This window comes from Halopseudomonas laoshanensis (assembly GCF_008365385.1).
In the GTDB taxonomy this organism is placed as follows: Bacteria; Pseudomonadota; Gammaproteobacteria; order Pseudomonadales; family Pseudomonadaceae; genus Halopseudomonas; species Halopseudomonas laoshanensis.
On record NZ_QOVF01000002.1, the window covers coordinates 148,752 to 171,598 of the forward strand.

20 protein-coding genes are annotated in these 22,847 nt (G+C 58.6%); 18 read left to right on the plus strand and 2 right to left on the minus strand.

Annotated elements, in window-relative coordinates:
* Positions 1 to 111: 111 nt before the first annotated feature.
* The 13 genes from DT594_RS07265 (at position 112) to DT594_RS07325 (ending at position 14,152) form a co-directional block, all read left to right on the plus strand.
* Positions 112 to 1,665 (plus strand): sensor histidine kinase, encoded by a 1,554-nt coding sequence (locus DT594_RS07265; RefSeq protein WP_149332083.1) that lies wholly within the window; start codon positions 112 to 114, stop codon positions 1,663 to 1,665.
* Positions 1,652 to 3,031: a sigma-54-dependent transcriptional regulator gene (locus DT594_RS07270; RefSeq protein ID WP_149332084.1), complete on the plus strand. Its 1,380-nt coding sequence runs from the start codon at positions 1,652 to 1,654 to the stop codon at positions 3,029 to 3,031. The genes DT594_RS07265 and DT594_RS07270 overlap by 14 nt, the downstream gene beginning before the upstream one ends.
* Before the next feature lie 108 nt (positions 3,032 to 3,139).
* Entirely contained in the window at positions 3,140 to 3,817 is a 678-nt protein-coding gene (locus tag DT594_RS07275; protein ID WP_149332085.1) for a VOC family protein, read from the plus strand.
* Positions 3,818 to 3,910: 93 nt separating this feature from the next.
* Complete coding sequence (locus tag DT594_RS07280; RefSeq protein WP_149332086.1) at positions 3,911 to 4,738, plus strand: substrate-binding periplasmic protein; 828 nt, start codon at positions 3,911 to 3,913, stop codon at positions 4,736 to 4,738.
* 106 nt (positions 4,739 to 4,844) lie between these two features.
* A complete protein-coding gene (locus DT594_RS07285; RefSeq protein ID WP_149332087.1) occupies positions 4,845 to 6,032 on the plus strand; it encodes an efflux RND transporter periplasmic adaptor subunit in 1,188 nt (395 codons plus the stop codon).
* 3 nt (positions 6,033 to 6,035) lie between these two features.
* On the plus strand, positions 6,036 to 7,991 hold the full coding sequence (locus DT594_RS07290; protein WP_149332088.1) for a MacB family efflux pump subunit: 1,956 nt from the start codon (positions 6,036 to 6,038) through the stop codon (positions 7,989 to 7,991).
* Positions 7,981 to 9,393, plus strand: coding sequence for an efflux transporter outer membrane subunit (locus tag DT594_RS07295; protein WP_149332089.1), 1,413 nt, complete (start codon positions 7,981 to 7,983; stop codon positions 9,391 to 9,393). The genes DT594_RS07290 and DT594_RS07295 overlap by 11 nt, the downstream gene beginning before the upstream one ends.
* A gap of 37 nt (positions 9,394 to 9,430) precedes the next feature.
* A complete protein-coding gene (locus DT594_RS07300) occupies positions 9,431 to 9,868 on the plus strand; it encodes a hypothetical protein (protein WP_149332090.1) in 438 nt (145 codons plus the stop codon).
* A 201-nt stretch (positions 9,869 to 10,069) separates the two neighbouring features.
* Positions 10,070 to 10,684 carry a BLUF domain-containing protein gene (locus DT594_RS07305; protein ID WP_149332091.1) on the plus strand — a complete coding sequence of 205 codons (615 nt, stop codon included), beginning with the start codon at positions 10,070 to 10,072 and terminating at the stop codon, positions 10,682 to 10,684.
* Between the two features lie 139 nt (positions 10,685 to 10,823).
* On the plus strand, positions 10,824 to 11,804 hold the full coding sequence (locus tag DT594_RS07310; protein ID WP_149332092.1) for an alpha/beta fold hydrolase: 981 nt from the start codon (positions 10,824 to 10,826) through the stop codon (positions 11,802 to 11,804).
* Positions 11,801 to 12,481: an SDR family NAD(P)-dependent oxidoreductase gene (locus DT594_RS07315; protein ID WP_149332093.1), complete on the plus strand. Its 681-nt coding sequence runs from the start codon at positions 11,801 to 11,803 to the stop codon at positions 12,479 to 12,481. The genes DT594_RS07310 and DT594_RS07315 overlap by 4 nt, the downstream gene beginning before the upstream one ends.
* A 166-nt stretch (positions 12,482 to 12,647) precedes the next feature.
* Positions 12,648 to 13,346, plus strand: a complete 699-nt coding sequence (locus DT594_RS07320) for a GGDEF domain-containing protein (RefSeq protein WP_149332094.1) — start codon at positions 12,648 to 12,650, stop codon at positions 13,344 to 13,346.
* Positions 13,347 to 13,444: 98 nt separating this feature from the next.
* Positions 13,445 to 14,152 carry a hotdog fold domain-containing protein gene (locus tag DT594_RS07325; RefSeq protein WP_149332095.1) on the plus strand — a complete coding sequence of 236 codons (708 nt, stop codon included), beginning with the start codon at positions 13,445 to 13,447 and terminating at the stop codon, positions 14,150 to 14,152.
* A gap of 23 nt (positions 14,153 to 14,175) precedes the next feature.
* On the opposite strand, the gene speA is transcribed toward DT594_RS07325, so the two are convergent.
* Positions 14,176 to 16,095 (minus strand): arginine decarboxylase, encoded by a 1,920-nt coding sequence (gene speA, locus DT594_RS07330; protein ID WP_096348268.1) that lies wholly within the window; start codon positions 16,093 to 16,095, stop codon positions 14,176 to 14,178.
* Positions 16,096 to 16,277: 182 nt separating this feature from the next.
* Between speA and DT594_RS07335 the strand changes: the two genes are divergently transcribed.
* Entirely contained in the window at positions 16,278 to 17,048 is a 771-nt protein-coding gene (locus DT594_RS07335) for a RhlG family 3-oxoacyl-ACP reductase (protein ID WP_149332096.1), read from the plus strand.
* 31 nt (positions 17,049 to 17,079) lie between these two features.
* Here the strand turns inward: DT594_RS07335 and DT594_RS07340 are convergent, their stop codons facing one another.
* Positions 17,080 to 18,702: a GGDEF domain-containing protein gene (locus DT594_RS07340; protein ID WP_149332097.1), complete on the minus strand. Its 1,623-nt coding sequence runs from the start codon at positions 18,700 to 18,702 to the stop codon at positions 17,080 to 17,082.
* Between the two features lie 275 nt (positions 18,703 to 18,977).
* On the opposite strand from DT594_RS07340, the gene ectA reads away from it, so the two are divergent.
* The 4 genes from ectA (at position 18,978) to DT594_RS07360 (ending at position 22,802) form a co-directional block, all read left to right on the plus strand.
* The gene (gene ectA, locus DT594_RS07345; RefSeq protein ID WP_425460516.1) at positions 18,978 to 19,532 is read left to right on the plus strand and encodes a diaminobutyrate acetyltransferase; all 555 of its coding nucleotides are present in this window, start codon (positions 18,978 to 18,980) and stop codon (positions 19,530 to 19,532) included.
* 20 nt (positions 19,533 to 19,552) lie between these two features.
* Positions 19,553 to 20,839 (plus strand): diaminobutyrate--2-oxoglutarate transaminase, encoded by a 1,287-nt coding sequence (ectB, locus tag DT594_RS07350; RefSeq protein ID WP_096348272.1) that lies wholly within the window; start codon positions 19,553 to 19,555, stop codon positions 20,837 to 20,839.
* A gap of 12 nt (positions 20,840 to 20,851) precedes the next feature.
* The gene (locus DT594_RS07355) at positions 20,852 to 21,241 is read left to right on the plus strand and encodes an ectoine synthase (RefSeq protein ID WP_149332098.1); all 390 of its coding nucleotides are present in this window, start codon (positions 20,852 to 20,854) and stop codon (positions 21,239 to 21,241) included.
* 130 nt (positions 21,242 to 21,371) lie between these two features.
* Positions 21,372 to 22,802, plus strand: a complete 1,431-nt coding sequence (locus tag DT594_RS07360) for an aspartate kinase (protein ID WP_149332099.1) — start codon at positions 21,372 to 21,374, stop codon at positions 22,800 to 22,802.
* The last annotated feature ends 45 nt before the right edge of the window (positions 22,803 to 22,847 follow it).

Sequence of the window (22,847 nt, forward strand, 5' to 3'; positions counted from 1 at the left end):
ATTGAAAAAATCATATAAATAACTGTTTTTGTTGGTAATTATTAAAATATACGATTCTGCCAATGCTCAGCCACTAGCCAATTAACAGCTTTGTCTGTATCTTTTTTAAACATGAGCAAAAATTACCCGTACAAATCTGACACACAATGGTGGAAGCGCCCCTGGACCAGCGTCAGTGGATTGCAACGCACTCTGCTGCTGTTTGTGGTACTGCCATTACTGCTATTGACCGCGCTGGGTATTCGTTTTGGCCTGGGCCAGGCCAGCCAGTTTCAGGAGCAGCGCCTGAAGAACGACCTCGAGCTCATTGGCCGAGCTATCAGTATCCCGGTCGGCGCGGCGCTCGGCGAGAACGATCAAGAGGCTATAGAACTCGCGCTGGGCTCGGTGTTCGTTCTTGGTGAGGTGTACGGCGCGTCGGTATTCGATGTTGACGGAACGCGCATCGCCGCTGCAGGCATTACTGAAAGTGACCTCAGCCGTACCAGCATCCCGGAACGCATCGTCACCACGGGCGAAGGCCAGGAAGCCTACAGCCGAGTGGCAGGCCGTGACCTGTTTTCGCACTTCCTGCCGCTGTTCGATCATACCGGACAGATAAAGGGCCTGATCCAGATCACGCGGCGAGCCAGCGACTTCGGTCGCGCGCTTGACCAACTGACTATTATTGCCTGGCTGGTCTGGTCACTGCTCGGCCTGACCATCATCAGCGCCGTCATGCTCGGCCACTATGGCGGCGTCGGGCGTCACGTCGACAAGCTGCTGGCGCATATGCAGCGCGTCGCCGCAGGCGATCATTCGCACCGTGCCGCCCCGGATGGACCAAGCGAGGTCGCCAGCCTGGCCAATGGCCTGAACAGCATGCTCGATAGCATCGAGCAGGCGCAGCGTGAGCTGGAAGCCCATCGTCAGGCAGAAACCGCCTTGTTAGCTCGACTCAAAGACAACGAAAAGATGGTTGCCATCGGCGGCATGGCCAGAGGCATCGCCCATGAATTGGGCGCCCCCTTGAGCGTCATCGACGGGCGCGCCCGCCGCCTGCAAAAAACCGAGGGGCTGGACGCGCGCCAGCAACGGCAGCTGGAGGGCATACGCTCTCAGGTGTGGCGCCTGACGCGCACGGTAAAGCAACTGCTGGATTATTGCCGGCCAGCGGCCACGCAGCATCGCAACATAGCTCCGACATTGCTGCTGGAAGGCGTAGCCGAATCCATCCGCCCTGAGGTAGAGGCGGCAGACAAACAGATGCGCATTGAGCTGCCGCAGCATATACCCAGCCTTTATGCCGACGCCGGCCGTCTGGAACTGGCGCTGCTCAATCTGGCCCGCAACGCCCTGCAGGCTGCCCGCAGCCAGATCAGTATCAACCTTACTGAAGAACCCCAGATGCTGGTCATCTGTATAGATGATGACGGTGACGGCCTGCCCGAGGGCCCGGTCGAGCAATTACTCGAGCCTTTCTATACCACCAAGTCTCCCGGCGAGGGTACCGGGCTGGGTCTGGCCATCGTCCAGGCCGTTGCCGAAGAACATCAGGGCGAGTTGGTCCTGGGCAAGAGCCCCTTTGGCGGTTGCCGGGCGTGCCTGAGGTTACCCATACCACCCGCCGAGCACACGCAAGATACACCCCAGCCACCGGAGAACCTGACCCATGTCGCAGACTGAACATGTATTGCTGGTCGAAGACGACAGCGGACTCAGAGAGTTATTGCAGGAAGAACTGGAAAGCGAGGGTTATCGCGTCACCGCATGCGGCGATGCGGAAAAGGGTCTTGCGGTCCTTGGCCAGGAGCCGGTCGACCTGCTGGTCAGCGACCTGCGCCTACCCGGTGCCAACGGGCTGAGTCTGCTGCCCGCTACTCAGAAGGCCGACGCGCCGCCAGCGGTACTGATCATCACCGCTTTTGGCTCGGTGCAGCAGGCGGTCGAATCGCTCAAGGCCGGGGCGGATGATTTTCTCACCAAGCCGCTGGAGATGGATCACTTTCTGCTCACCGTAACCCGCTTGCTGGAAAATCGGCGTCTGCGCAACGAGGTCAAGCATTACCGGTCATTACTTGCCGTGCGACAGTTCAACGGCATTCTCGGGCAAAGCCCGGCGATGCTGCAGCTGTTCGACCAGATCAGACAAATCGCCCAGGCCGACGGGCCGGTGCTGGTGCAAGGTGAAAGCGGCACGGGCAAGGAATTGGTGGCCCGCGCATTGCACGAGCAGAGCTCGCGCAAGGACAAGCCCTACATGATGGTCAACTGCGGCGGCATTCCCAGCGAACTGATGGAAAGCGAATTCTTCGGCCATGCGGCCGGTGCTTTTACTGGCGCTCGGACCCAGCGCGCAGGCTTGTTCCAGCAGGCCGACGGCGGCACCCTTCTGCTTGATGAGTTGGGCGAGATGCCGCTGGCGTTGCAGGCCAAACTATTGCGAGCCCTGCAGGACGGGCGCATCCGTCCGGTCGGCAGCGACCACGAAATTCAGGTTGATGTACGGGTTCTGGCGGCGACAAACCGTAACCTGACCCAGGCGGTAGCTGACGGCAGCTTCCGCGAAGATCTGTTCTACCGCCTGGAAACCTTTGCCCTGCAGGTACCGCCGTTACGCGCGCGCGGTGAGGATGTGCAACTACTCGCAGAGTTCTTCCTTACCCGTTTCAACGCCCGGCAACATCGCGTGATCAAGGGTTTCAGCGACGATGCGCTCAAAGCGCTGCTCAGCTACAGCTTTCCCGGCAACGTGCGCGAGCTGCAGAATGCGGTGGAGCGCTCGGCCACTTTCTGCGATAGCCCCTTGATTGAGGCGCGGCATCTGCCCCAGCGTATTCTCGAGCAACCCGACGAGCTGCCGATCACCGAAAGTGCTGAGTCCATGCCCGCCCCGCTCGTGGCCGGCGCTGATCCTGCTGGCATGCCGAGCCTGGAAAGTGTGCAACGGCGCTATATTCATCAGGTGCTCAAGGCAACACAGGGCAACAAACGCAAGGCCGCCGACATACTCGGCATCACCCGGCGCACGCTGTATCGCTGGCTAACCTGACGCGGCCATGATCAGCCGCTGGAATGCAGTTTGATTCCACTGGTGATTAGCTCTCACAGCCACACTGGCGCGCGGCTAATCTGTGTTCTTTTAGCCTGAGAGTGGACCATGTCTTTTGCCAAAGCGTTTTTCGATGTAGGCCTGTTTACCAACCAGGCCGGCGCCATGCGTGATTATTATCAGCAGCTCGACTTGAGCTTCGACCATAGCCTCAAGCTGGGTGGCGGTGTGCTTCAGCACCGTTATCAGGCCGACGACGCAGTATTGAAGATCAACGATGCGCGCGACCCGCTCCCCGAAGCGCCGGCCCACGCCTTGACGGAACTGTTGATTGCGCTGCCAGGCTGCTCTGAGGCGGTGCAGAAGCAGGATCCAGACGGCAACTGCATCAGGCTGGTTCCACCCGGAGAGGATGACATTCAGGGTCTGGCCTTGCGCATGTCGGTAAGCGATGTCGCCACCAGTACGCGCTTTTACACCGAGGTGTTAGGGTTACATGAACTGCGTCCTGGCGTGCTCAGTTGCGGCAAAGGCCTATTGCTGCTGCAAGCCTCCGGGCAGCCGCCCTGCGCCGCCTCACCGCTGGCAGCGCGCGGTTTGAGATACCTGACCTTGCAAATATTTGATTGCGATAAAACCTACGCCCATGCCATTGGGCATGGCGCCACAGGGGTCAGGGAGCCGGTGAATATGGGCAGCACGGCCAGAATCGCCTTTATCCAGGATCCGGACGGAGTCTGGATAGAGCTGTCGCAACGCGCTTCGGTAACGGGCAAAAGCCTTTAGAGCAGCTACACTAATTTCCATAATTTTGTATACTCCGAAGCTATGGAAGGCGTGAGGTTCTCAAAGAACCCTGCCGAAATGACAGGATATTGAATGGACTCTTCTCTCGACAAGGCTGTTGTGAGGTTACCTGGCGAGCGCATCAGCACAGCGATGCGCTGGACGCTGCTGATCGCTCTGATCGTCATCTGCTACCCCGCGCTGGGCGAAGAACCGCTCAGACTGGTTACCGGCGAAAAGTATCCGCCCTTCACCGGCAGCGACCTGCAAGACGGCGGCGTAATCACCGCACTGGTCAGTCATGCCTATGCCCGCAACAATGTTGCCACGCAAGTTGACTTCAAACCCTGGGTGAGGGGCTATGAAGACAGCCTGAAGCTCGAGTACGACGCCACCTTCCCGTATATCTCCACCGCCGAACGCGAAGCCAACTTTTTATTCTCCGACCCTTTGTACATGCTGAAAATGCGTCTGTACGTGGAGCCTGAGAGCCGCTGGCGTGAAGGTTCGCCTGCTGAACTGGGCGGCGCAGTATTCTGCCTTCCCGTCGGCTACGAGTTTGCCGGCTGGGTATCCGAGCAGCGTGAGGAGCTGACTTTTGTCAGACCCCGCACCATCGAGCAATGCCATGAAATGATGCTGCGTGACCGTGTGGATGTGCTGATCAGCAATCCAGCCAACGTTGCTTATTTGGCCACCCTGGCCCGCAGTAAATCCCGGCATGTCACGCTGCGCGAGCTACCCGCGCCGCTAGCCGACGTCACACTGCATTTGATGATCCCCGCACATCACCCCCAGGCCACTCACCTGCTTGACCGCTTCAATGACGGCTTGCGGCAACTGCACAGCAGCGGTGACTTCGAACGCCTCTTTACCGCCCATCCTGACTACCAGGTGGTACGCTCCCGGGCGGAGCGCTGATACCGATCTGGACACGGGTCTTTACAGTCTCTTTACCCAAAACAGCCGCGCCCTGACGTCCTCGCCTGTAAACTTGCAGGCAATTACTCGATCTGGATACCGACCCATGCCGGCTGGACCTTCGCGCTTTTCATTTCGCCTGCTTTGCTGGCTTACCGTCACCGTGCTGGGCATCGCTGCGCTCGTCTGGTGGCTATGGCTAAGCCCTCGAAATGGCGCCCCGGAATACACTAGCGCCGAAGTCCAGCGCGCCACTATTGAAGACAATATTACCGCCCTCGGCACGCTCGGCCCGCTTGACTACGTCGACGTCGGTACCCAGGTATCCGGGCAGTTGCTGACCTTGCACGTGGAACTGGGCGACAGCGTTGAAAAAGATCAACTGTTGGCCGAAATCGACCCCACCCTATACCTCGCGCAAGTGGAGGCCAGCAAGGCTCAGCTGGCCAACCTGCAGGCGCAACTGGCTGATCGCCAGGCCCAGGAAACATTGGCAAGGCTGCAGGCCGAACGTCAGCGCAACCTGCGCAAACTGGATGCCACCAGCCAGGAAGCGCTGGAAAGCGCCAATGCCACATTGCGCTCAGCCAGTGCACAGATTGACGCCGTCAAGGCGCAGATTCGCCAGACCGAGTCCTCTCTCAAGGGCGACCAGGCGGACCTGGATTACACACGCATTTATGCGCCGATGTCCGGCACCGTGGTTCAACAACTGGCGAATCAGGGCCAGACCCTGAATGCCAATCAGACGGCGCCGATTGTGGTTCAGATTGCCGACCTGTCGACCATGACGGTGCGCACTCAGGTGTCAGAAGCGGATATAAGCCGACTCAAGCCCGGCATGGCGGCATATTTTTCCACTCTGGGTCAGCCTAATCGTCGCTGGGAAGGCACCTTGCGGCAAATCCTGCCCACCCCCGAAGTAATTAACAACGTAGTACTGTTCAACGCCCTGTTTGACGTGCCCAATCCCGATGGCCAGCTGTTGCCGCAAATGAGCGCTCAGGTATTTTTTGTCAATGAATCCGCAGAAGACGTGCTGACCATTCCGGTGGTGGCGTTGGGTAAGCCGATACGAGACAGCGGCAAGCCAGCAGCCGTCCAGGGCAACCGCTTCGAAGTCCAGGTTCTTGATGAGCAAGGCGCACTGCAAGCCCGCACCGTGACTATTGGCACCCGCAATCGCGTTCTGGCTGAAGTGATCGACGGGCTGGAGGAAGGCGAGAAGGTCGTAACTAGCGGCCTGCCCGCCGCCTCAGCCGAAAATGGTCGCTCACCACGGCGGTTCATGTAACCCATGAATGACTCACTGATACGCCTGGATAACATCACCAAGACTTACCGCAATGGTGAGCTGGCGACGACCGTGCTGCACGACGTCTCGCTGGATATTCGCCAGGGTGAATTCGTCGCCATCATGGGGGCGTCAGGCTCGGGTAAATCGACGCTGATGCATCTGCTCGGCTGCCTGGACCGACCCACCCAGGGCGAATACCTGTTCCGCGGCAGGAACATCGCCCACCTGAGCAACGATGAACGGGCCAGCCTGCGGCGTGAAACCTTCGGCTTTATTTTCCAGAGCTATCACCTGATTTCGTCTGCCAGTGCCACAGAGAACGTTGAGGTGCCGGCCATCTATGCCGGTTTACCGCGTGCGGAGCGGCACCAGCGCGCTGAGGAATTGCTCACTGGCCTGGGCCTGGGCGAGCGCTTGCGCAACAAGCCGAGTCAACTGTCCGGCGGCCAACAGCAACGAGTGTCCATTGCCCGCGCGCTGATGAACGATGCTCAGGTGATTCTCGCAGACGAACCAACCGGCGCCCTGGACAGCCAGAGCGGCAAGGACGTGCTGGCGCTGCTCAAGCAACTGCACCAGCGTGGCAAGACGGTCATTATCATTACTCACGATGCCGAGGTCGCCAGCCACGCCGAACGCCTGATCGAAATGCGCGATGGCCGAATTATCAGCGATAGCGGCGAACAGCCCTCGAGCCTCACGCAACAGGCGCATCCCTCCAGCCCACCGCCCGCGCCGCGGCAGACTTCCGTTCTGCTGGCCGACAGCGCCGAGGCGGTGCGCATGGCCCTGCGCGCCCTGCGCGCCAATCTGTTTCGCACCGTGCTTACCCTGCTGGGTATCGTTATCGGCGTAGCGTCGGTGGTGGTGATGCTAGCCGTGGGAAACGGCGCCCGCCAGGAAGTGATCGATCGCATCAGTTCGCTGGGCACCAACCTGTTGCTGGTGCGGCCGGGGGCACCAAACACCCGGCGCTCCATCGATGGCAGCACCAATACCCTTATGCCGCTGGATGCACAGCTGGTCGGAGAGCTCGATAACGTCATCGCCGCGCTGCCCGAGATGAGCGGCCGCGTAACCCTGCGCAGTGGCAACACCGATTATCAAACCGAGGTCACCGCTACCAGCCAGGATCTGCCGATGGCGCGTGACTGGGACGTGGCCAAGGGAGTCTTTATCAACGATGCAGACAACCAGCGCTACGCCGCCGTTGCGGTGCTTGGGGTCACAGTAGCCAATAACCTGTATGGCCCGGAGGCAAATCCGCTGGGCGAGTACGTATTGATCAACAATGTACCTTTTCAGGTAATTGGCGTCATGGAGGCAAAGGGTGCCACGCCCTGGGGCTCCGATCAGGATGACGTGGTCTTCGTTCCCCTGAATACCGGTAGCCTGCGTTTGATTGGCCAACGCAACCTGAATTCGATCACTATCATGATCGAGGACCTGAACCTCTCGGAACTGACCCAGGAAGCGGTCAGACAGACCATCGTCCAGGCCCACGGCGGGGTCGAAGATTTTCAGATCCGCAACATGGCCTCGCTGCTCGAGGATGTCGCCGAGACCCAGAATACCTTTACCGTGCTGCTCGGTTCCATCGCCGCCATTTCGCTGCTGGTAGGCGGAATTGGTGTGATGAATATCATGCTGGTCAACGTCACCGAACGCACCCGGGAAATTGGCATACGGGTGGCCACCGGCGCGCGTACACAGCACATCCTGCAGCAGTTTATCGTCGAGGCTATGGTGGTCTCGGCCATCGGTGGCGCTATTGGCGTGGTTGGCGGGCTGGGATTTGCCGCCGGACTGCAGGCATTGGGCACACCGATTCAATTTACCCCCGGCCCGGTCATGCTGGCCTTTGGTTGTGCCTTCGCCACCGGGCTGATTTTTGGCTACATGCCCGCCCACAAGGCCGCGCATCTTGATCCGGTGGTGGCTCTCAGTGCTGATTAAACAACGCTCGTGTAAAACCCATCTCAGCCTGCTTGCTGCCAGCCTGCTAATGAGTGCATGCAGTATCAACAGCCCGCTGCCACAAGCGCAGGTCACAGCACCTGCCAACTGGACCCAGCCGGCCGAGCAACTGGAATGGCCCAGTGCGGACTGGTGGCGGAATTATGCGAATGAGCCGCTGGAGGCGCTGATTTTGCGCGCGCGCAGCGGCAATCTGGATCTGGCCACAGCGGCCAGCCGTTTGCTGCAAGCGGATGCCCAGTTGCGCCAGGCCGGCGCGGCACTCTTGCCACAAGTGGACGGCAGCATCTCGGCCAATCGTAATGGCGACGACAGCAGCGCCCCCAGCAGCAGCTACGGCGCCGGCCTGACCACGCGCTACGAGGTGGATTTCTGGGGTCGCAACCAATCATTGCGCGCCTCGTCGCAGGCCAGCTTGCAAGCGACCCGCTTCGATCAGGAAACGCTGGCTATCAGTATCGAGGCGGCGGTGGTGACCACCTGGCTGCAGATTCTGGAGAACGATCAACGCTTGCAACTGGCTGAAGACAGCCTGGCCAGCGCCGTACAGGTGCTGGAACTGGTCGAGGCGCGCTACCGTTACGGTGCTGCTGACCGGCTGGAACTCAGCCAGCAACAAACCCTGGTCGCCCAGTTGCGCGCCGGCCTGCCCACGCTACAACAGCGGCAGTTGCAGCTACGCAACAGTCTGGCACTGTTGCTGGGAGAAACGCCTGACACCGTGTTGCCGGCGAGCAGTCCGTTGACTGATGTGGCAATTCCGGTCGTCGCTGCCGGATTGCCCTCCGAGTTGCTTGAGCGCCGCCCTGATATACGCGCCAGCGAAGCACGGCTGCAAGCGGCCAATGCCGACCTGAGCGCCGCCAGAGCCGCGCTATTTCCAAGCATTCAACTCACGGCTCAATGGGGCGCGCAGAGCGTGGCATTGGGCACCCTGGCAAGCAATCCGGCAACCAGCTGGGGCCTGGCTGCAGGGCTGGTCCAACCGATCTTTCAGGGCGGGCAACTGCGCGCTCAGGTGGACGGCTCAGTAGCTCGCCAGGAAGAGCTCCTGGTGGATTATCGCCGTACTCTGCTCACTGCACTGGGCGAGGTAGACACCGCACTGGGCGCAGTACAACAAGCAGAGCAGCGCTACGATTTTCTCCTCACCGCCAGCGAGTTGGCCGAACAGGCTTTCCGCCTGGCCGAGGCTCGTTATCGTGAAGGCTCCATCACCCTGCAAACGCTGCTGGATACTCAGCGCACCTGGTACAGCAGCCTCGACAGCCTGACCCAACAGCGCGCCACCTGGCTGCTTGCCAGTATCGACCTGTACCGCGCACTCGGCGGCGGCTGGCAGGCACAAGAGCAGGTGTATACTGCCGATGAGCTAGGGTAAGCTGTGCACCTCAGACTGGCTGACCACGGAGCATGATGTGCCCCACACCTTGCGGCTCACCACCCTGCTGGAGCGTGATTATCGCCAGCACGCACACCCTCTGCAGCAGCTCAAACAGCAACTGCCGCTGATTGATGAGCTGTGCCGAACATTGGGCGTCAGCACCTTTAGCAGCTTTATCGATATCAGCGCGATCGAATGGCAGGAAGCTGCACAACTGACCGGGCAGGATGCGAATAGCGTCGAAGCAGACCCCGAGACCGGTACGCCCCTGACCATCGAGGATCTCAGTTGGCACCCGGCCGCGCTGGGAATGGCCAGCCTGGAAGCCGTCAGCCAACACCTGCAGCGCGGCGAGAACCTGCGCTTTCAGGTTGAAGACGTAACCCCCCTGCTTACCGAACTGGCTGAATGCCTGGAACATCTGGCGCCGCTGGAAGCCGATGGCGGGCAGTTTCATTTTGCCGCAGCGTGAAACGCTTCAGAGCTCATAGCCGCCGGCCAGATTACCTTCCTTGCCCACCTGTCCTTGAACCATGCGTCGTTCACGCCACTCTATGTTTGGGTGACGGCGCCCTCGCGCTATGGCCGACGTCTCTTGAAATATAAAGGCCGCCAACATACTGTCATAACGGCCTATGCTGGACGCATCGAATCAAGGATTACCTGAACACCCATGACTGATCTCATTCGCATCGTCTATATCAGCCGCGCGACCTTTGCCACTTCCAATCCTGCTGATGGGGTCGAGCCCACTGTATCGCGTATTCTGTCCACTTCGCGGACCAACAATCGCAAGCATGGTCTGGTCGGCATGCTCTATTACGGTGATGGTTGTTTTTTCCAGTGTCTGGAAGGCGAAACGTCCAAGGTGCAAACCCTGTACAAGACGCTGCTGAAGGATTCGCGGCACAAGGATCTTAAAATTCTCGCCAGCGAACCGATCAAGCGGTTGTCTTTCCCTGACTGGTCAATGAAATACGTGCCCGTGGATCAGCACATGCGCAAGCTGCTTGAAGAGCATGGCTTCGAACAGTTTGACCCCTATCGCTTCGATCACCACCTGGTTGAACGGGTTATGCAGTTGCTCCAGGGCGTACCGGATCCGACCATTCCTCCGGTCGAAGGTCGCGCCTCGCCTCCCGCTCGTACCTTGTTGGCTCCTGGTTTGGCAGCGCAACCGGACTCGCCGCCTTCAGCCAACGGCTCGGCCAAACTCAGCCTGGCGATCAGCATCGCTGCACTGGTCATCAGTGTTATCACCCTGCTGCTGGTGCTGAGCCGCCTTTAAACCCACGCCGTTCTGACAGGCATTGTTGCCATGCATAACCCGGCGTTCGGGCAATGAATAACAATCCTGGCACGGGCAATTCAGCCACTATTTGACATAGTATTCAGGCTGACCAGCTTACTTAGCCCGGGAGATTTGCATGCCCCAGACAGAACATCAGATCCTTGATCTCAATGGTATCCAGCTCAGCCTTTACAGTGACGGGCCCACGCAGGGGCCGGTAGTGTGGCTGCTGCATGGATTCCCAGAATGCTGGTACTCCTGGCGGCATCAGATCAGCGCGCTGAGCGACGCCGGCTACCGCGTATTTGCCCCAGAAATGCGCGGGTATGGCGCCAGCAGCGCGCCTCATGATCCAGCGCAATATGATCTGATCACCCTGTGCGGCGACATTCAGGCAGCGATGGATCTACTCGGTCATACGCAAGTGGCCATGATCGGCCACGACTGGGGCGCACCGATCGCCTGGCATCTGGCGCTGCTGGAGCCAGAGCGCGTGAACGTCGTCGGTGCACTGTCAGTGCCTTTCGGCGGCCGCCCGAAAAAGCCGGCCATTGGCATGATTCGCGAGCTGTACCAGGATCGCTTCCATTACATGCTGTACTTCCAAAAGCCCGGGCTGGCCGAGGCCGAGATGGCTGAGGATATCCCGCGTACCATGCGCGTGATGATGCATGGCATGTCCGGCACCGCCGGCGGCAGCACCTTGGTACAGGACAAGCCAGCCGATGCGCGCTGGCTGGATGACCGTATCGACCCCGACGTGCCACCGCAATGGTGTTCACCGGAGGCGTTTCAGGTCTACGTGGAAACCTTTGAGCGCAGCGGCTTTCACGGTCCGGTGAATTGGTACCGCAATTTCGAGCGCAACTGGGAACGCACCGAGCCGTTAGCCGGCAAACAGATTGACCAGCCGGCCCTGTTTATTATTGGCGACGCCGATCCGGTAGGGGAGCTGGAAAGCTACACCATCAAGAAAATGCCTAACGTTGTGCCGCGCGTGGAACAGCACGTCATCGCCAATTGCGGCCACTGGATCCAGTGCGAAAAGCCGGAAGCCATCAACCAGCTGCTGCTGGAATTCCTCAATCGTGAATTTGCCCCGAAGGTGACCCCATGACCCCCGCCGACTTGACTGGCAAACGCATCCTATTGACTCAGGCAGACGCCTTTATGGGGCCGGCATTGCATGCCGTACTCAGCCGCTGCGGCGCGCAGGTAGTTGCGGACACTGGCAGCCTGGAGTCACCGGAAGCCGTGAACCAACTCGTCAGCCGTTCTGGGCAAATTGATGTGCTGGTGGCCAATCTTGGCGTACCCGCGCCCTCTACCGCGGTGGTAGAGGTCAGCGATGACGAATGGCGCAGCATGTTTACCCATATGGTCGACCCGCTACAGCAGCTCACCCGCGCTATCCTGCCGGCGATGATTGAACGTCAACGCGGCAAGATACTGTTGATGGGCAGCGCTTCCGCACTGCGCGGCATGAAGCGCGCATCCAGCTACAGCGCCGCGCGTGGTGCGCAACTGGCGTATGTCCGCGCAGTGGGCGTGGAAATGGCCAGGCATAATATTCAGATCAATGCGATAGCGCAGAACTTCGTCGATAACCCCACGTATTTTCCTGCTGAGATCCAGGCCAAGCCGGCGTTTCAGGAGCGATTGCAACGTGAGGTACCCCTGGGTCGCCTGGTCTCCGCCGAAGAGGACGCACAGTTCGCCGCCTATTTATGCAGCGACGCAGCCAATTGTTTTGTCGGACAGATCTTTCCCGTATGCGGCGGATGGGCGGACTGAGTCGCCGCGATACTCGCCGGCCGTCGGCTAATGCTCTACGCATCTTGACGTACACCCTCTGGCTCGCCATGTTAAGGCAGATGGCTTTATGCCATTTAACACCTTTTTTGCTGAACCGCTGTCACGACCGTGGCAGCCTCGTCAATCTCGATGAGTCCACTGCCCCATGAATGCGCAATGGCTGTTTTCATCGCCAGCTTTTACCTCGCTGTTGCTGGTCATTCTGGTGCTCGCCTGCACAGGCTGCCTGGTGCTTTTCTATCGCACCCGAGCCTTGATACTGCAGCGTGACGAGGCCAACTCGGCAGCAGAGATGAGCCTGATCCAGTTGCGCAAGGCGACGCATCTGGATCAGTTGACCGGTCTTTTGTCACGTCAACGCCTGACCGAAATCGCCCAGGCTGAAATTACCCGCAGCCGCCGTTACGGGCACCCGCTGAGCGTGGTGTGTATGGATATTGACCATTTCAACCAGATCAATCGCGACCATAGCGACAAGGTTGGAGATGCCGTATTGACGGGACTGGCGCGCATGGCTCAAGCAATGACTCGACAGTCTGACGCAATCTGCCGCTGGAACGGCGGTGCGTTTCTGCTGGTGCTGCCGCACACCAGCCTGGAACAGGCCCTGGAGCTGGGCGAGAAACTGCGCAGACAAACCAGTGAGGCCGAACTGCTGGTCGACAATCGCATCAGCGTCAGCGTCGGTGCGGCCAGCCTGAGCTCTAAAGAAAGCTTCGAAAGTCTGACACGCAGGGCGGAAAATGCGTTGCAGCAGGCGAAAAGCGAGGGCCGCAATTGCTCCCTTGGCCACCACAGTGCAGAAGATGCCCATCACCTGAACGCCCAGTTCACCGGTAGCTGAGCCCCCGCTCTATTAACCGGCCTGATAGCAGTCCATCAGGCTGAAAAAAGTCTCTGTGCAAGGCGTATCATGGAGCTCCAGCCAGAGCGGAGCCGACCATGCAAGAGCACCAGATTATTATCGCCAAGCGTTTCTGCGGCCCACCCCAGAGTGGCAACGGCGGCTACGTAGCCGGCTTGCTGGCCAAAGCCATGGGCCGGCCATGCCAGGTGACGCTGCACGCGCCGCCGCCGCTTGATACCCCGCTACGGCTGCTATCTGTAGCAGAAGGCCTGCAATTGCTGGACGGCGACTTGCTGCTGGCGACCGGCAAGGACTACCAATTGCAGATGGCCGCACCCCAGCCGCCGGAGCTGGCTAGCGCACTGAGTGCCGAAAGCCGTTATGAAGGGTTTCAGGATCACGGTCTGCCTAATTGCTTTGTCTGCGGTCCGCTGCGCGAGGCCAGTGACGGGTTGCGGATTTTTGCCGGTCCGCTGGACGCTCAGAAGAATCAGGTGGCCGCTGTGTGGCAACCCGATGCGACGCTGGATGATGGAACGGGGATGGTCGCCAGCGAGTTTGTATGGGCTGCTTTGGATTGCCCCGGTTTCTTCGCCGTCAAGCACGCGTCAGGTACCGCCCTGCTCGGGCGGTTTGCTGCACGTTTGTTAGAACCGGTGGCGATAGGTGAGCGTTTGATCGTCAGCGGTTGGGCGCTTGGTCACGACGGGCGCAAACACCAGGCCGGTACCGCCCTGCACCGCCAGGACGGCACGCCTGTCGCCCTGGCCGAAGCGACCTGGATCAGCCTGAAGCAGGCGTGAGCTGATCCGCTCGCCCTGAGCGCTTATTCAGCGCTCAGGTAGGACGAGCGAGTCAACCCCAGGCGCAACGCATCCACGAAGCGCGCCCGCTCTGCAGAGCTGAGTCGCGCCCCGGCTACCTTGTCTCGGTAGCGGGTGACCAGTTCATCCGGCTCGAAGTGCACGTAGCGCAACATGTCTTCGATGGTGTCGTGGGTTTCGATGCCGCCATGCACTACCCGGCCGTCGCTGCGCAGGTAGACGTTGACCGAGTCGGTGTCGCCGAACAGGTTGTGCATGTCACCGAGAATCTCCTGATAGGCGCCCACCAGGAAGATGCCCAGCAGGTAATCCTCGCCCTCACGCAACTCGTGCACCGGCAGACTGTTTTCGATGCTCTGCTCGTCCACGTAATGACGGATCTTGCCATCGGAGTCACAGGTCAGATCCTGCAGCACCGCGCGGCGCAACGGCTCTTCGTCCAGACGATTGATCGGCATGATCGGCAGCACCTGATCAATCGCCCAGGTGTCCGGCAAGCTCTGGAAGACCGAGAAGTTGCAGATGTACTTGTCGGCCATCTTGTCATTCAGCTCGTCCAGTACCTGCCTGTGAGACCGCTGACGGGCTTTGAGCAGATCGTGTAGCCGCGAGCACAGGGCAAAGTAACATTGCTCCGCTAGCGCCTTTTCCGACAGGCTCAGCTTGCCTTCAGCATACTGCGCCGCCACATCAGCCATGTAATGCGTCGCGCGCCAGTAGGTTTCAGTGACCATTTCGATGTCGTTATGGTCGAGCAGCCCCACCAGGTTGCGTACCACCTGCGGCAAGCTGTCCAGGTCATCAATCGGTGGCAGCGTGTCGTTATGACGCTCCACATCGGTGACCTGAACCACCAGCACTGCGTGATGAGCAGTCATCGCTCGGCCGCTTTCGGAAAAGATGTGCGGATGCGGCAAACCCTGGTCGTTACAGAAGTCGCGCAACATGGCGACTACCGTGTGCGCGTACTCATTGACGTCGTAGTTGATCGAGCTGGCATTGCGCGAGTGAGTGCCGTCGTAATCCACGCCCAGGCCGCCGCCGACGTCGATATGATCGACCGGCAGCCCCAGCGCGCGGAGTTCACCGAAATAACGAATCGCCTCACGAAAGCCATGCTGGTAGTCGGCCAGATTGGCAATCTGCGAGCCCATATGAAAATGCAGTAGCCGCACACCGTCTTGCAGCCCGGCATTGCGGAATTGCTCGACCACGCGCAGCAGTTGGGCGGCAGACAGGCCGAACTTGGATTTCTCTCCACCGGTGTCAGCCCACTTGCTTGAGGCCAGGGACGACAGCCGCACGCGCAAACCCACCTGCGGCGTCAGGCCCATTTTCGCCGCCTCTTCGATCACCAGCCGCACTTCCGACTCTTTCTCGATAACGATGAACACGTTATGTCCAAGCTTCTGGCCAATCAGCGCCAGATTGATGAACTCGCGATCCTTGTAGCCATTGCAGACGATGGTGCCGCCCTTGGGCGCCAGTGCCAGTACAGCCATCAGCTCGGGCTTGGAGCCGGCTTCAAGGCCAATGGACACATCCTCAGTGGCGATGATGTTCTCGACCACCGCCTCCTGCTGGTTGACCTTGATCGGATACAGCGCGGTATAGCCGTTGGTGTACTCCAGCTCGGCGATATTGCTGTCGAAAGCGCCGGTCAACTGGCGCACACGGTCCTGCAGAATATCCGGAAAACGCACCAGCAAGGGCAGATCCAATCCGCTCTCGCGCAACTGTGCGACCAGCTCGTGCAGATCGATAGCCTTGCCGTCAGGCCCGCGCGGTTTGACATCCACATGACCCTGCTCGTTGACGTTGAAGTAGCCAGCGCCCCAATGACGAATGCCAAAAACGCTGCGGCTGTCGGCAACCGTCCAGGCTGAAGCATCTTCCTTACGTGAACGTCGCTGTAACGCCATCAAATACACCTCTTGTCATAAGCTGGAAAAAACTGGCTACAGGATAAAGCAAAAGCGCCACACCTGCCGCTTCGATGATCGGGCATTTGTCTGCTGTATAACCAATGCAAACACTTGGCCTGCCGGGGCCTGCCCACTACTGTAGTGCAACTGGATGACAAACCTATTGGTGGAGTGAACAGATGCAACAGTATTTCAGCCTTAAGGGACGCACCGCACTGGTAACCGGCGGCAGCCGCGGTATCGGCAAAATGATCGCTCAGGGTTTTCTCGAAGCGGGCGCACGGGTAATCATCTGCAGCCGCAAGAAAGACGAATGCGAGGCTACTGCCGCCGAGCTCGGCCAGTACGGTGAATGCATCGCCGTCAGCGCCGATCTGTCCAGCGAGGAAGGCGCCAAGGCCTTGTTTGCTGACCTGCAAGCGCATACCCAGCACCTGGACATTCTGGTCAATAACGCCGGTACCAGCTGGGGCGCCAAGCTGGAAGACTTTCCGGTCAAAGGCTGGGAGAAGGTCATGCAGCTGAACGTTACCTCGGTATTCAGCTGTATTCAGCAATTGCTGCCGATGCTGCGCAAGGCCGGCAATGCCGAGAGCCCGGCGCGGGTGATCAATATCGGGTCGGTCGCGGGTATCAGCGCGTTCGGCGAAGAGGCTTATTCCTACGGGCCAAGCAAAGCGGCTGTGCATCAGCTGTCACGCATGCTGGCCAAGGAACTGGTCGGCGAACATATCAATGTCAACGTGATCGCTCCGGGCCGCTTCCCGAGCAAGATGACCAGCCACATTCACACTGACCCTGAGGCGCTGGCGGAAGATTGCCGGCACATTCCGATGAAGCGCTGGGGTCGTGAAGAAGAAATGTCAGCACTGGCAATCATGCTGGCCAGCACCGCGGGTGCTTACATGACCGGCAATATCATCCCGATCGATGGCGGCTTTACTCTCTAGGCCTTACAGGGCTGGTTGATGCCAGCCCCTTTTAAACATCGGTGGTGAACACTGCCTGGTGTTTGCCCGATCCCTTGGCCTTATACAAGGCCCGATCAGCCTTGGCCAACACCTCTTCGGTGGTCTGCCCGTCCGCGGGCCAGAACGCGCCACCTATACTGCAGCCGACCTTAGTCTCCTCCCCGGCGATCAACATCGGCGTACCCAGCGCACTGAGCGTACGAGCAGCGATCTGACGCGCGGTGATCTCCAGCTCCTCAGGCCTGATATTCAGCACCATAACGAACTCATCACCCCCCAGGCGCACCAGCAGGTCGCCCTCGCGCACCTTGGAACGCAGGCGCTCGGCAACCAGCTTCAGCAGCTCATCCCCTGCTGCGTGGCCTAGCTGGTCATTGACCTGCTTGAAGCCATCGAGGTCAAGAAACAGCAATGCCATGGGGCTATTCTGATCGTGTTTGCGCAAATAGTGCTCAAACCCGGAACGGTTCGCCAGCCCGGTTAAGCGGTCTGTCATTGCCAGTTCTGACATCTCGCCGAGGCGATTTTCCTGACGCCCCAGAGCTTCGACCAAGTGACGGATGGAGCTGCTAAGGATCTCCAGCTCTCTAACGCCCCTAATGACCGGAATCTCTGCGGGCTTTCCATCAGCGAGCTTGTCAGCCGCGCGAGCAATCTGCTGCAACGGGCGAGTGAGATGGCTGCTCGCCAGCCAGCCGACGAAAGCAAATATAACCGCAAGGGCCGAGCCTGCGATGACAATATCGCGCTGCAACTCGCGAGCAGGCTCATCAGCCACCTCAAGGGGTTGACGCGCGACAATAGTCCAACCCAGACCAGGATAATCTGCATGCCCATCAGCACTTGCAATACCCGTTAAAAAGGCGCCTGGTTGCGGCCCAGCCCACTCCACAACACGCCGATTCGCTCCCCTGCCACCAATTTTGTCCTGCAACAGTGGGGCTAGCGACTCGCCCACCCATCCCTTCGGACCTAACAGCACAGTACCCTCTGCGCTCAACACAAAAAATTCGACGTTCCGCCGCTGCTGAGCAGGATTCAGCAGCGAACGGCTGACTTCCTCCGCCCAGGCCCAGGACAAATGAGCAGCCAATACACCCAGCAACTCTCCCTCGTCAGATTCAATCGGCAAACTGATATCGACAAACTTCATGGTCTCACCAGACGGATTCGGCAACAAACTGGCCAATAAAACCGCCTCGTGAACATCCCCGATAAACATACCGTCTTTACCTTGCTGGTAAACGGGCCGCTGGGCGATGTTCGCTCCCTCAAGAATACGCTGACTTGCCACCTGCACTGTGCCGTCGGATCCCAGTAGACCCAACCACGCCAGTTCGCCCATGCTGATCTGCAGCTGATCGATGATACGGGCCTGCTGCTCACGAGCCTCGGGCTGGCGCATGACACCCAACTCAGCCATAACCTCCATGACTTCCGCTCGGCCGGCCATATCACGGTCCAATCGGTCGCCCATCTGATAAGCCAGCTCAGCCAGTTCGAACCCTGCACTATCCCGTAGACGAGCGGAAAAATCCTTGCTGATAAAAGCACCAAAAATCCAGCTCATTGACGCGATCAGCAAAGCAATCAACAACGCCAAGCGTGTGCGCAGGCTGGTGGAAGAACGCATTCGGGAGGAATCCTGTCCAGGTCGTTTGGTGCCCATAATACAGTTGGCATGATGCCGAGGTGAAGGCTGAAAGCTTTTCCATAGCATTCAGGGCAGCCTTTCTAAATGCAGTCGCAGAGGGGATCCAAGCCCCTGAATGAGGGTCAGACAGGAAGAATATGACAAATCTATTTAACAGCTGTAAATATTTGATGAGCAACCAAGTAGGCCTGTAAATGGCCGGAACAGCGGGTTGAGATAATTTCCTGGATATGTTTATCATGTAAATAGTATTTATGAGTAAAGATCAGGACACGATGACAAATATACCCGTAACACTACGTAAACCAGCGGTCACAGACGGTTTCGCGCTCAATGAGCTCGTTGCTCGTTGCGCCCCGCTGGATACCAATTCGGTGTACTGCAATCTGTTGCAGTGTGGCGATTTCGCGGATACCGCGATTACCGCCCTCACCGAGGACGGCGATATGGTCGGCTTCATTTCCGGCTATCGCCCGCCAAACAAGCCGAACACATTGTTCGTCTGGCAGGTGGCCGTAGACAGCCGCATGCGCGGCCAGGGTCTTGCGCTGAAAATGCTGATGGGTCTGGTCGAACGTGTTGCAGGTAAAGGTGTGACGCATCTGGAAACGACGATTTCTCCCGGCAACGAGGCCTCGGAAGCGCTATTCAAAAAGGCCTTCCACCAGCTCGGCGCCGAATACAGCACCCGGACGATCTTTTCCCGGGAGCAGCATTTCAATGGCCAGCACGACGATGAAGTGCTCTACAGCGCTGGTCCATTTGCAGCAACTTTTATAGCCGCCTCTGCGGCTGCACAAACTGCCTAATTTAGAAATCAGGAGACACCATGAACAACTTCGAACAGTTCGAAAAACATGAATCCGGTATCCGTAGCTATTGCCGCTCGTTCCCCGTGATCTTCAAGCAAGCTCGCGGCGCGGAACTGATCACCAGCGAAGGCAAGCATTACATCGACTTCCTCGCCGGTGCCGGCACACTGAACTACGGTCATAACCATCCGGTTCTGAAGCAGGCACTGATCGACTATATCTCCGACGACGGCATCACCCACGGACTGGATATGTATTCCGGCGCCAAGGAAAACTTCCTGGAAGTCTTTCACCGTGTGATTCTTGAGCCTCGTGGCTTTGGCGACTACGTTACTCAGTTCAGTGGCCCTACTGGCACCAACTCGGTAGAAGCCGCGTTGAAACTGGCGCGCAAGGTTACCGGCCGCAACAACGTAATCAGCTTCACCAACGGCTTCCATGGCTGCAGCATCGGCGCACTGGCTGTGACCGGCAACCAGCATCACCGTGGCGCCGCAGGCGTAGCGTTGACGGATGTCAGCCGCATGCCTTACGCCAACTACTTTGGCGAGAGTGCCAATACCATCGCGATGATGGACAAGATGCTCAGCGATCCAAGCAGCGGTATTGATAAGCCCGCTGCGGTAATTGTAGAAGTGGTTCAGGGTGAAGGTGGTCTTAACACCGCGTCAGCCGAGTGGATGCGCAAACTGCAGAAGCTGTGCCGCAAGCACGGCATGCTGATGATCGCCGATGATATCCAGGCTGGCTGTGGCCGTACTGGTTCCTTCTTCAGCTTTGAAGGCATGGGCATCCAGCCTGACATTATTACCCTGTCCAAGTCGCTGAGCGGCTACGGTCTGCCCTTTGCAGTCGTTGTCATGCGCCGCGAGCTGGACCAGTGGGAGCCGGGTGAGCATAACGGTACATTCCGAGGCAACAACCTCGCCTTTGTCACCGCTGCCGCCGCCATGGAGCACTTCTGGACAACTGACGAATTTGCCAAGAGCGTTCAGGCCAAAGGCAAGATGGTCAAAGAGCGTATGCAGAAGATCGTTCGCAAGCACGGCCCTGACTCCCTGTTTGTTAAGGGTCGCGGCATGATGGTTGGCATCAGTTGCCCCAATGGTGAGATTGCCTCGGCCATTTGCCAGGAGTCTTTCCAGCACGGTCTGGTTATCGAAACCAGCGGCAACCACAGCCAGGTAGTCAAATGTCTGGCTCCGCTGATCATCACTGAAGAACAGATCGACCAAGCCATGACCATTCTGGACGCTGCATTTGCCAAGGTCATGAAAGAAGATTCCGCCGAACAGGCTTCCTGAGGAGAACGAACCATGATCGTACGTACACTGAAGGATTGCGAAGCCTCTGAACGACGCGTTGTCTCGCAGAACTGGGAAAGCACTCGCATGTTGTTGAAAGACGACAAGATGGGCTTTTCCTTTCACATCACCACCATCTACGCCAATACCGAGACGCACATCTGGTACAAGAACCATCTCGAGTCGGTGTATTGCATGAGCGGTAACGGCGAAATTGAAACCCTGTCAGATGGCAAGGTCTACAAGATCGAGCCGGGCACGCTGTATATCCTCGATCAGCATGATGAACACATGCTGCGCGGTGGTACTGAAGACATGAAAATGGCTTGCGTCTTCAACCCGCCATTGAGCGGCAAGGAAGTTCACGACGCAGACGGCGTATACCCCGCAGACGCTACCTGAGCACCAGCATGCTGGTCGGGTTCGCACCCGCACTCGACCGGCATCAGCGGCTAGAGCCGTTGGACAGAAGTCATGCCGCCCCAGGATCAGGATGGTCGGCAACATTCACCAACGACAGACACCTTATATTATGCATACCGTAGAAAAGATTGGCGGCACCTCAATGAGCCGCTTCGACGAAGTACTCGACACCCTCTTTATCGGCCAGCGCAAACAGAACGAGCTCTATAATCGCGTGTTCGTGGTCTCCGCCTATGGCGGCATGACCAATCTGCTGCTGGAACACAAGAAATCCGGCGACCCCGGCGTTTACGAACGTTTTGCCGATGCGCAAAACGAAGACGCCTGGCTGGATGCCCTGGATGCCGTACTGGATACCATGCGCGCCAAGAACGCCGAGCTGTTCAGCGGCGAGTATGAGCGCCAGGCCGCTGACCGCTTTATCGAAGGTCGCATCAGTGATGTACGTGACTGCATGCTCAGCCTGCAGCAATTGTGCACCTACGGTCATTTTCAGCTGACTGAGCACCTGATGAAGGTGCGCGAGATGCTCGCCTCTCTGGGTGAAGCACACAGTGCTTTCAACACCGTACTGGCGTTGAAAAAGCACGGTGCCAATGCTCGCCTGGTAGATCTGACCGGTTGGAATCAGCCAGAGCCCAAAGCGTTCCAGGACATGATCAAGGACAGCTTCGATGGCATCGACCTGAGCAAGGAACTGGTTGTGGCTACCGGCTACACGCATTGCAGCGAAGGCTTGATGAATACCTTCGATCGTGGCTACAGCGAAATCACCTTCGCCCAGATCGCCGCGACCACCAGTGCCCGTGAAGCGATTATCCACAAGGAATACCACCTCTCCAGCGCTGATCCGAATCTGGTCGGCCTGGACAATGTGGTGACCATCGGCCGGACCAATTATGACGTGGCCGACCAACTGTCCAATCTGGGCATGGAAGCGATTCATCCCAAGGCTGCGCGTACATTGCGCCGCGCCGGCATTCAGCTGCGCATCAAGAATGCTTTCGAGCCAGATCATGCCGGTACCCTGATCAGTCAGGACTACTGCAGCGAGAAGCCCTGCGTGGAGATCATCGCTGGCCGCAAGGACGTTTTCGGTCTGGAAGTGTTTGACCAGGAAATGCTCGGCGATGTGGGCTATGACATCGAGATCACCAAGTTGCTCAAGCAGCTCAAGCTGTATGTGGTCAACAAGGACTCCGATGCCAACAGCATTACCTACTATGCCTCGGGGTCACGCAAGATGATCAACCGTGCGGCGCGGCTGATTGAGGAAAAGTACCCGATGTCCGAAGTGCACGTGCACAATATCGCCATCGTGTCGGCAATCGGTTCAGACCTCAAGGTCAAGGGTATTCTGGCCAAGACGGTTGCCGCTCTGGCTAGTGCCGATATCAGCATCCAGGCGATCCACCAGTCGATACGTCAGGTGGAGATGCAGTGCATCATCAAGGAAGAGGATTACGATGCTGCGGTGGCTGCCCTGCACCAGGCATTGATTGAGCCGGAAAATCATGGCGACGTGATCGCTGCCGCCTGAGAGGGTTAGCCCTCAGGGTGTCAGCTCAGCACTGAAAAGCAGGCA

Bases quoted from the DNA above. Each gene is read 5' to 3' on its own strand.
- DT594_RS07290 (WP_149332088.1), top strand. From the start codon at position 6,036: ATGAATGACTCACTGATACGCCTGGATAACATCACCAAGACTTACCGC.
- DT594_RS07275 (WP_149332085.1), top strand. From the start codon at position 3,140: ATGTCTTTTGCCAAAGCGTTTTTCGATGTAGGCCTGTTTACCAACCAG.
- DT594_RS07325 (WP_149332095.1), top strand. From the start codon at position 13,445: ATGCAAGAGCACCAGATTATTATCGCCAAGCGTTTCTGCGGCCCACCC.
- DT594_RS07265 (WP_149332083.1), top strand. From the start codon at position 112: ATGAGCAAAAATTACCCGTACAAATCTGACACACAATGGTGGAAGCGC.
- DT594_RS07335 (WP_149332096.1), top strand. From the start codon at position 16,278: ATGCAACAGTATTTCAGCCTTAAGGGACGCACCGCACTGGTAACCGGC.
- speA (WP_096348268.1), bottom strand. From the start codon at position 16,095: ATGGCGTTACAGCGACGTTCACGTAAGGAAGATGCTTCAGCCTGGACG.
- DT594_RS07305 (WP_149332091.1), top strand. From the start codon at position 10,070: ATGACTGATCTCATTCGCATCGTCTATATCAGCCGCGCGACCTTTGCC.
- DT594_RS07280 (WP_149332086.1), top strand. From the start codon at position 3,911: ATGGACTCTTCTCTCGACAAGGCTGTTGTGAGGTTACCTGGCGAGCGC.
- ectB (WP_096348272.1), top strand. From the start codon at position 19,553: ATGAACAACTTCGAACAGTTCGAAAAACATGAATCCGGTATCCGTAGC.
- DT594_RS07315 (WP_149332093.1), top strand. From the start codon at position 11,801: ATGACCCCCGCCGACTTGACTGGCAAACGCATCCTATTGACTCAGGCA.
- DT594_RS07340 (WP_149332097.1), bottom strand. From the start codon at position 18,702: ATGCGTTCTTCCACCAGCCTGCGCACACGCTTGGCGTTGTTGATTGCT.
- ectA (WP_425460516.1), top strand. From the start codon at position 18,978: ATGAGTAAAGATCAGGACACGATGACAAATATACCCGTAACACTACGT.
- DT594_RS07270 (WP_149332084.1), top strand. From the start codon at position 1,652: ATGTCGCAGACTGAACATGTATTGCTGGTCGAAGACGACAGCGGACTC.
- DT594_RS07360 (WP_149332099.1), top strand. From the start codon at position 21,372: ATGCATACCGTAGAAAAGATTGGCGGCACCTCAATGAGCCGCTTCGAC.
- DT594_RS07320 (WP_149332094.1), top strand. From the start codon at position 12,648: ATGAATGCGCAATGGCTGTTTTCATCGCCAGCTTTTACCTCGCTGTTG.
- DT594_RS07285 (WP_149332087.1), top strand. From the start codon at position 4,845: ATGCCGGCTGGACCTTCGCGCTTTTCATTTCGCCTGCTTTGCTGGCTT.
- DT594_RS07355 (WP_149332098.1), top strand. From the start codon at position 20,852: ATGATCGTACGTACACTGAAGGATTGCGAAGCCTCTGAACGACGCGTT.
- DT594_RS07310 (WP_149332092.1), top strand. From the start codon at position 10,824: ATGCCCCAGACAGAACATCAGATCCTTGATCTCAATGGTATCCAGCTC.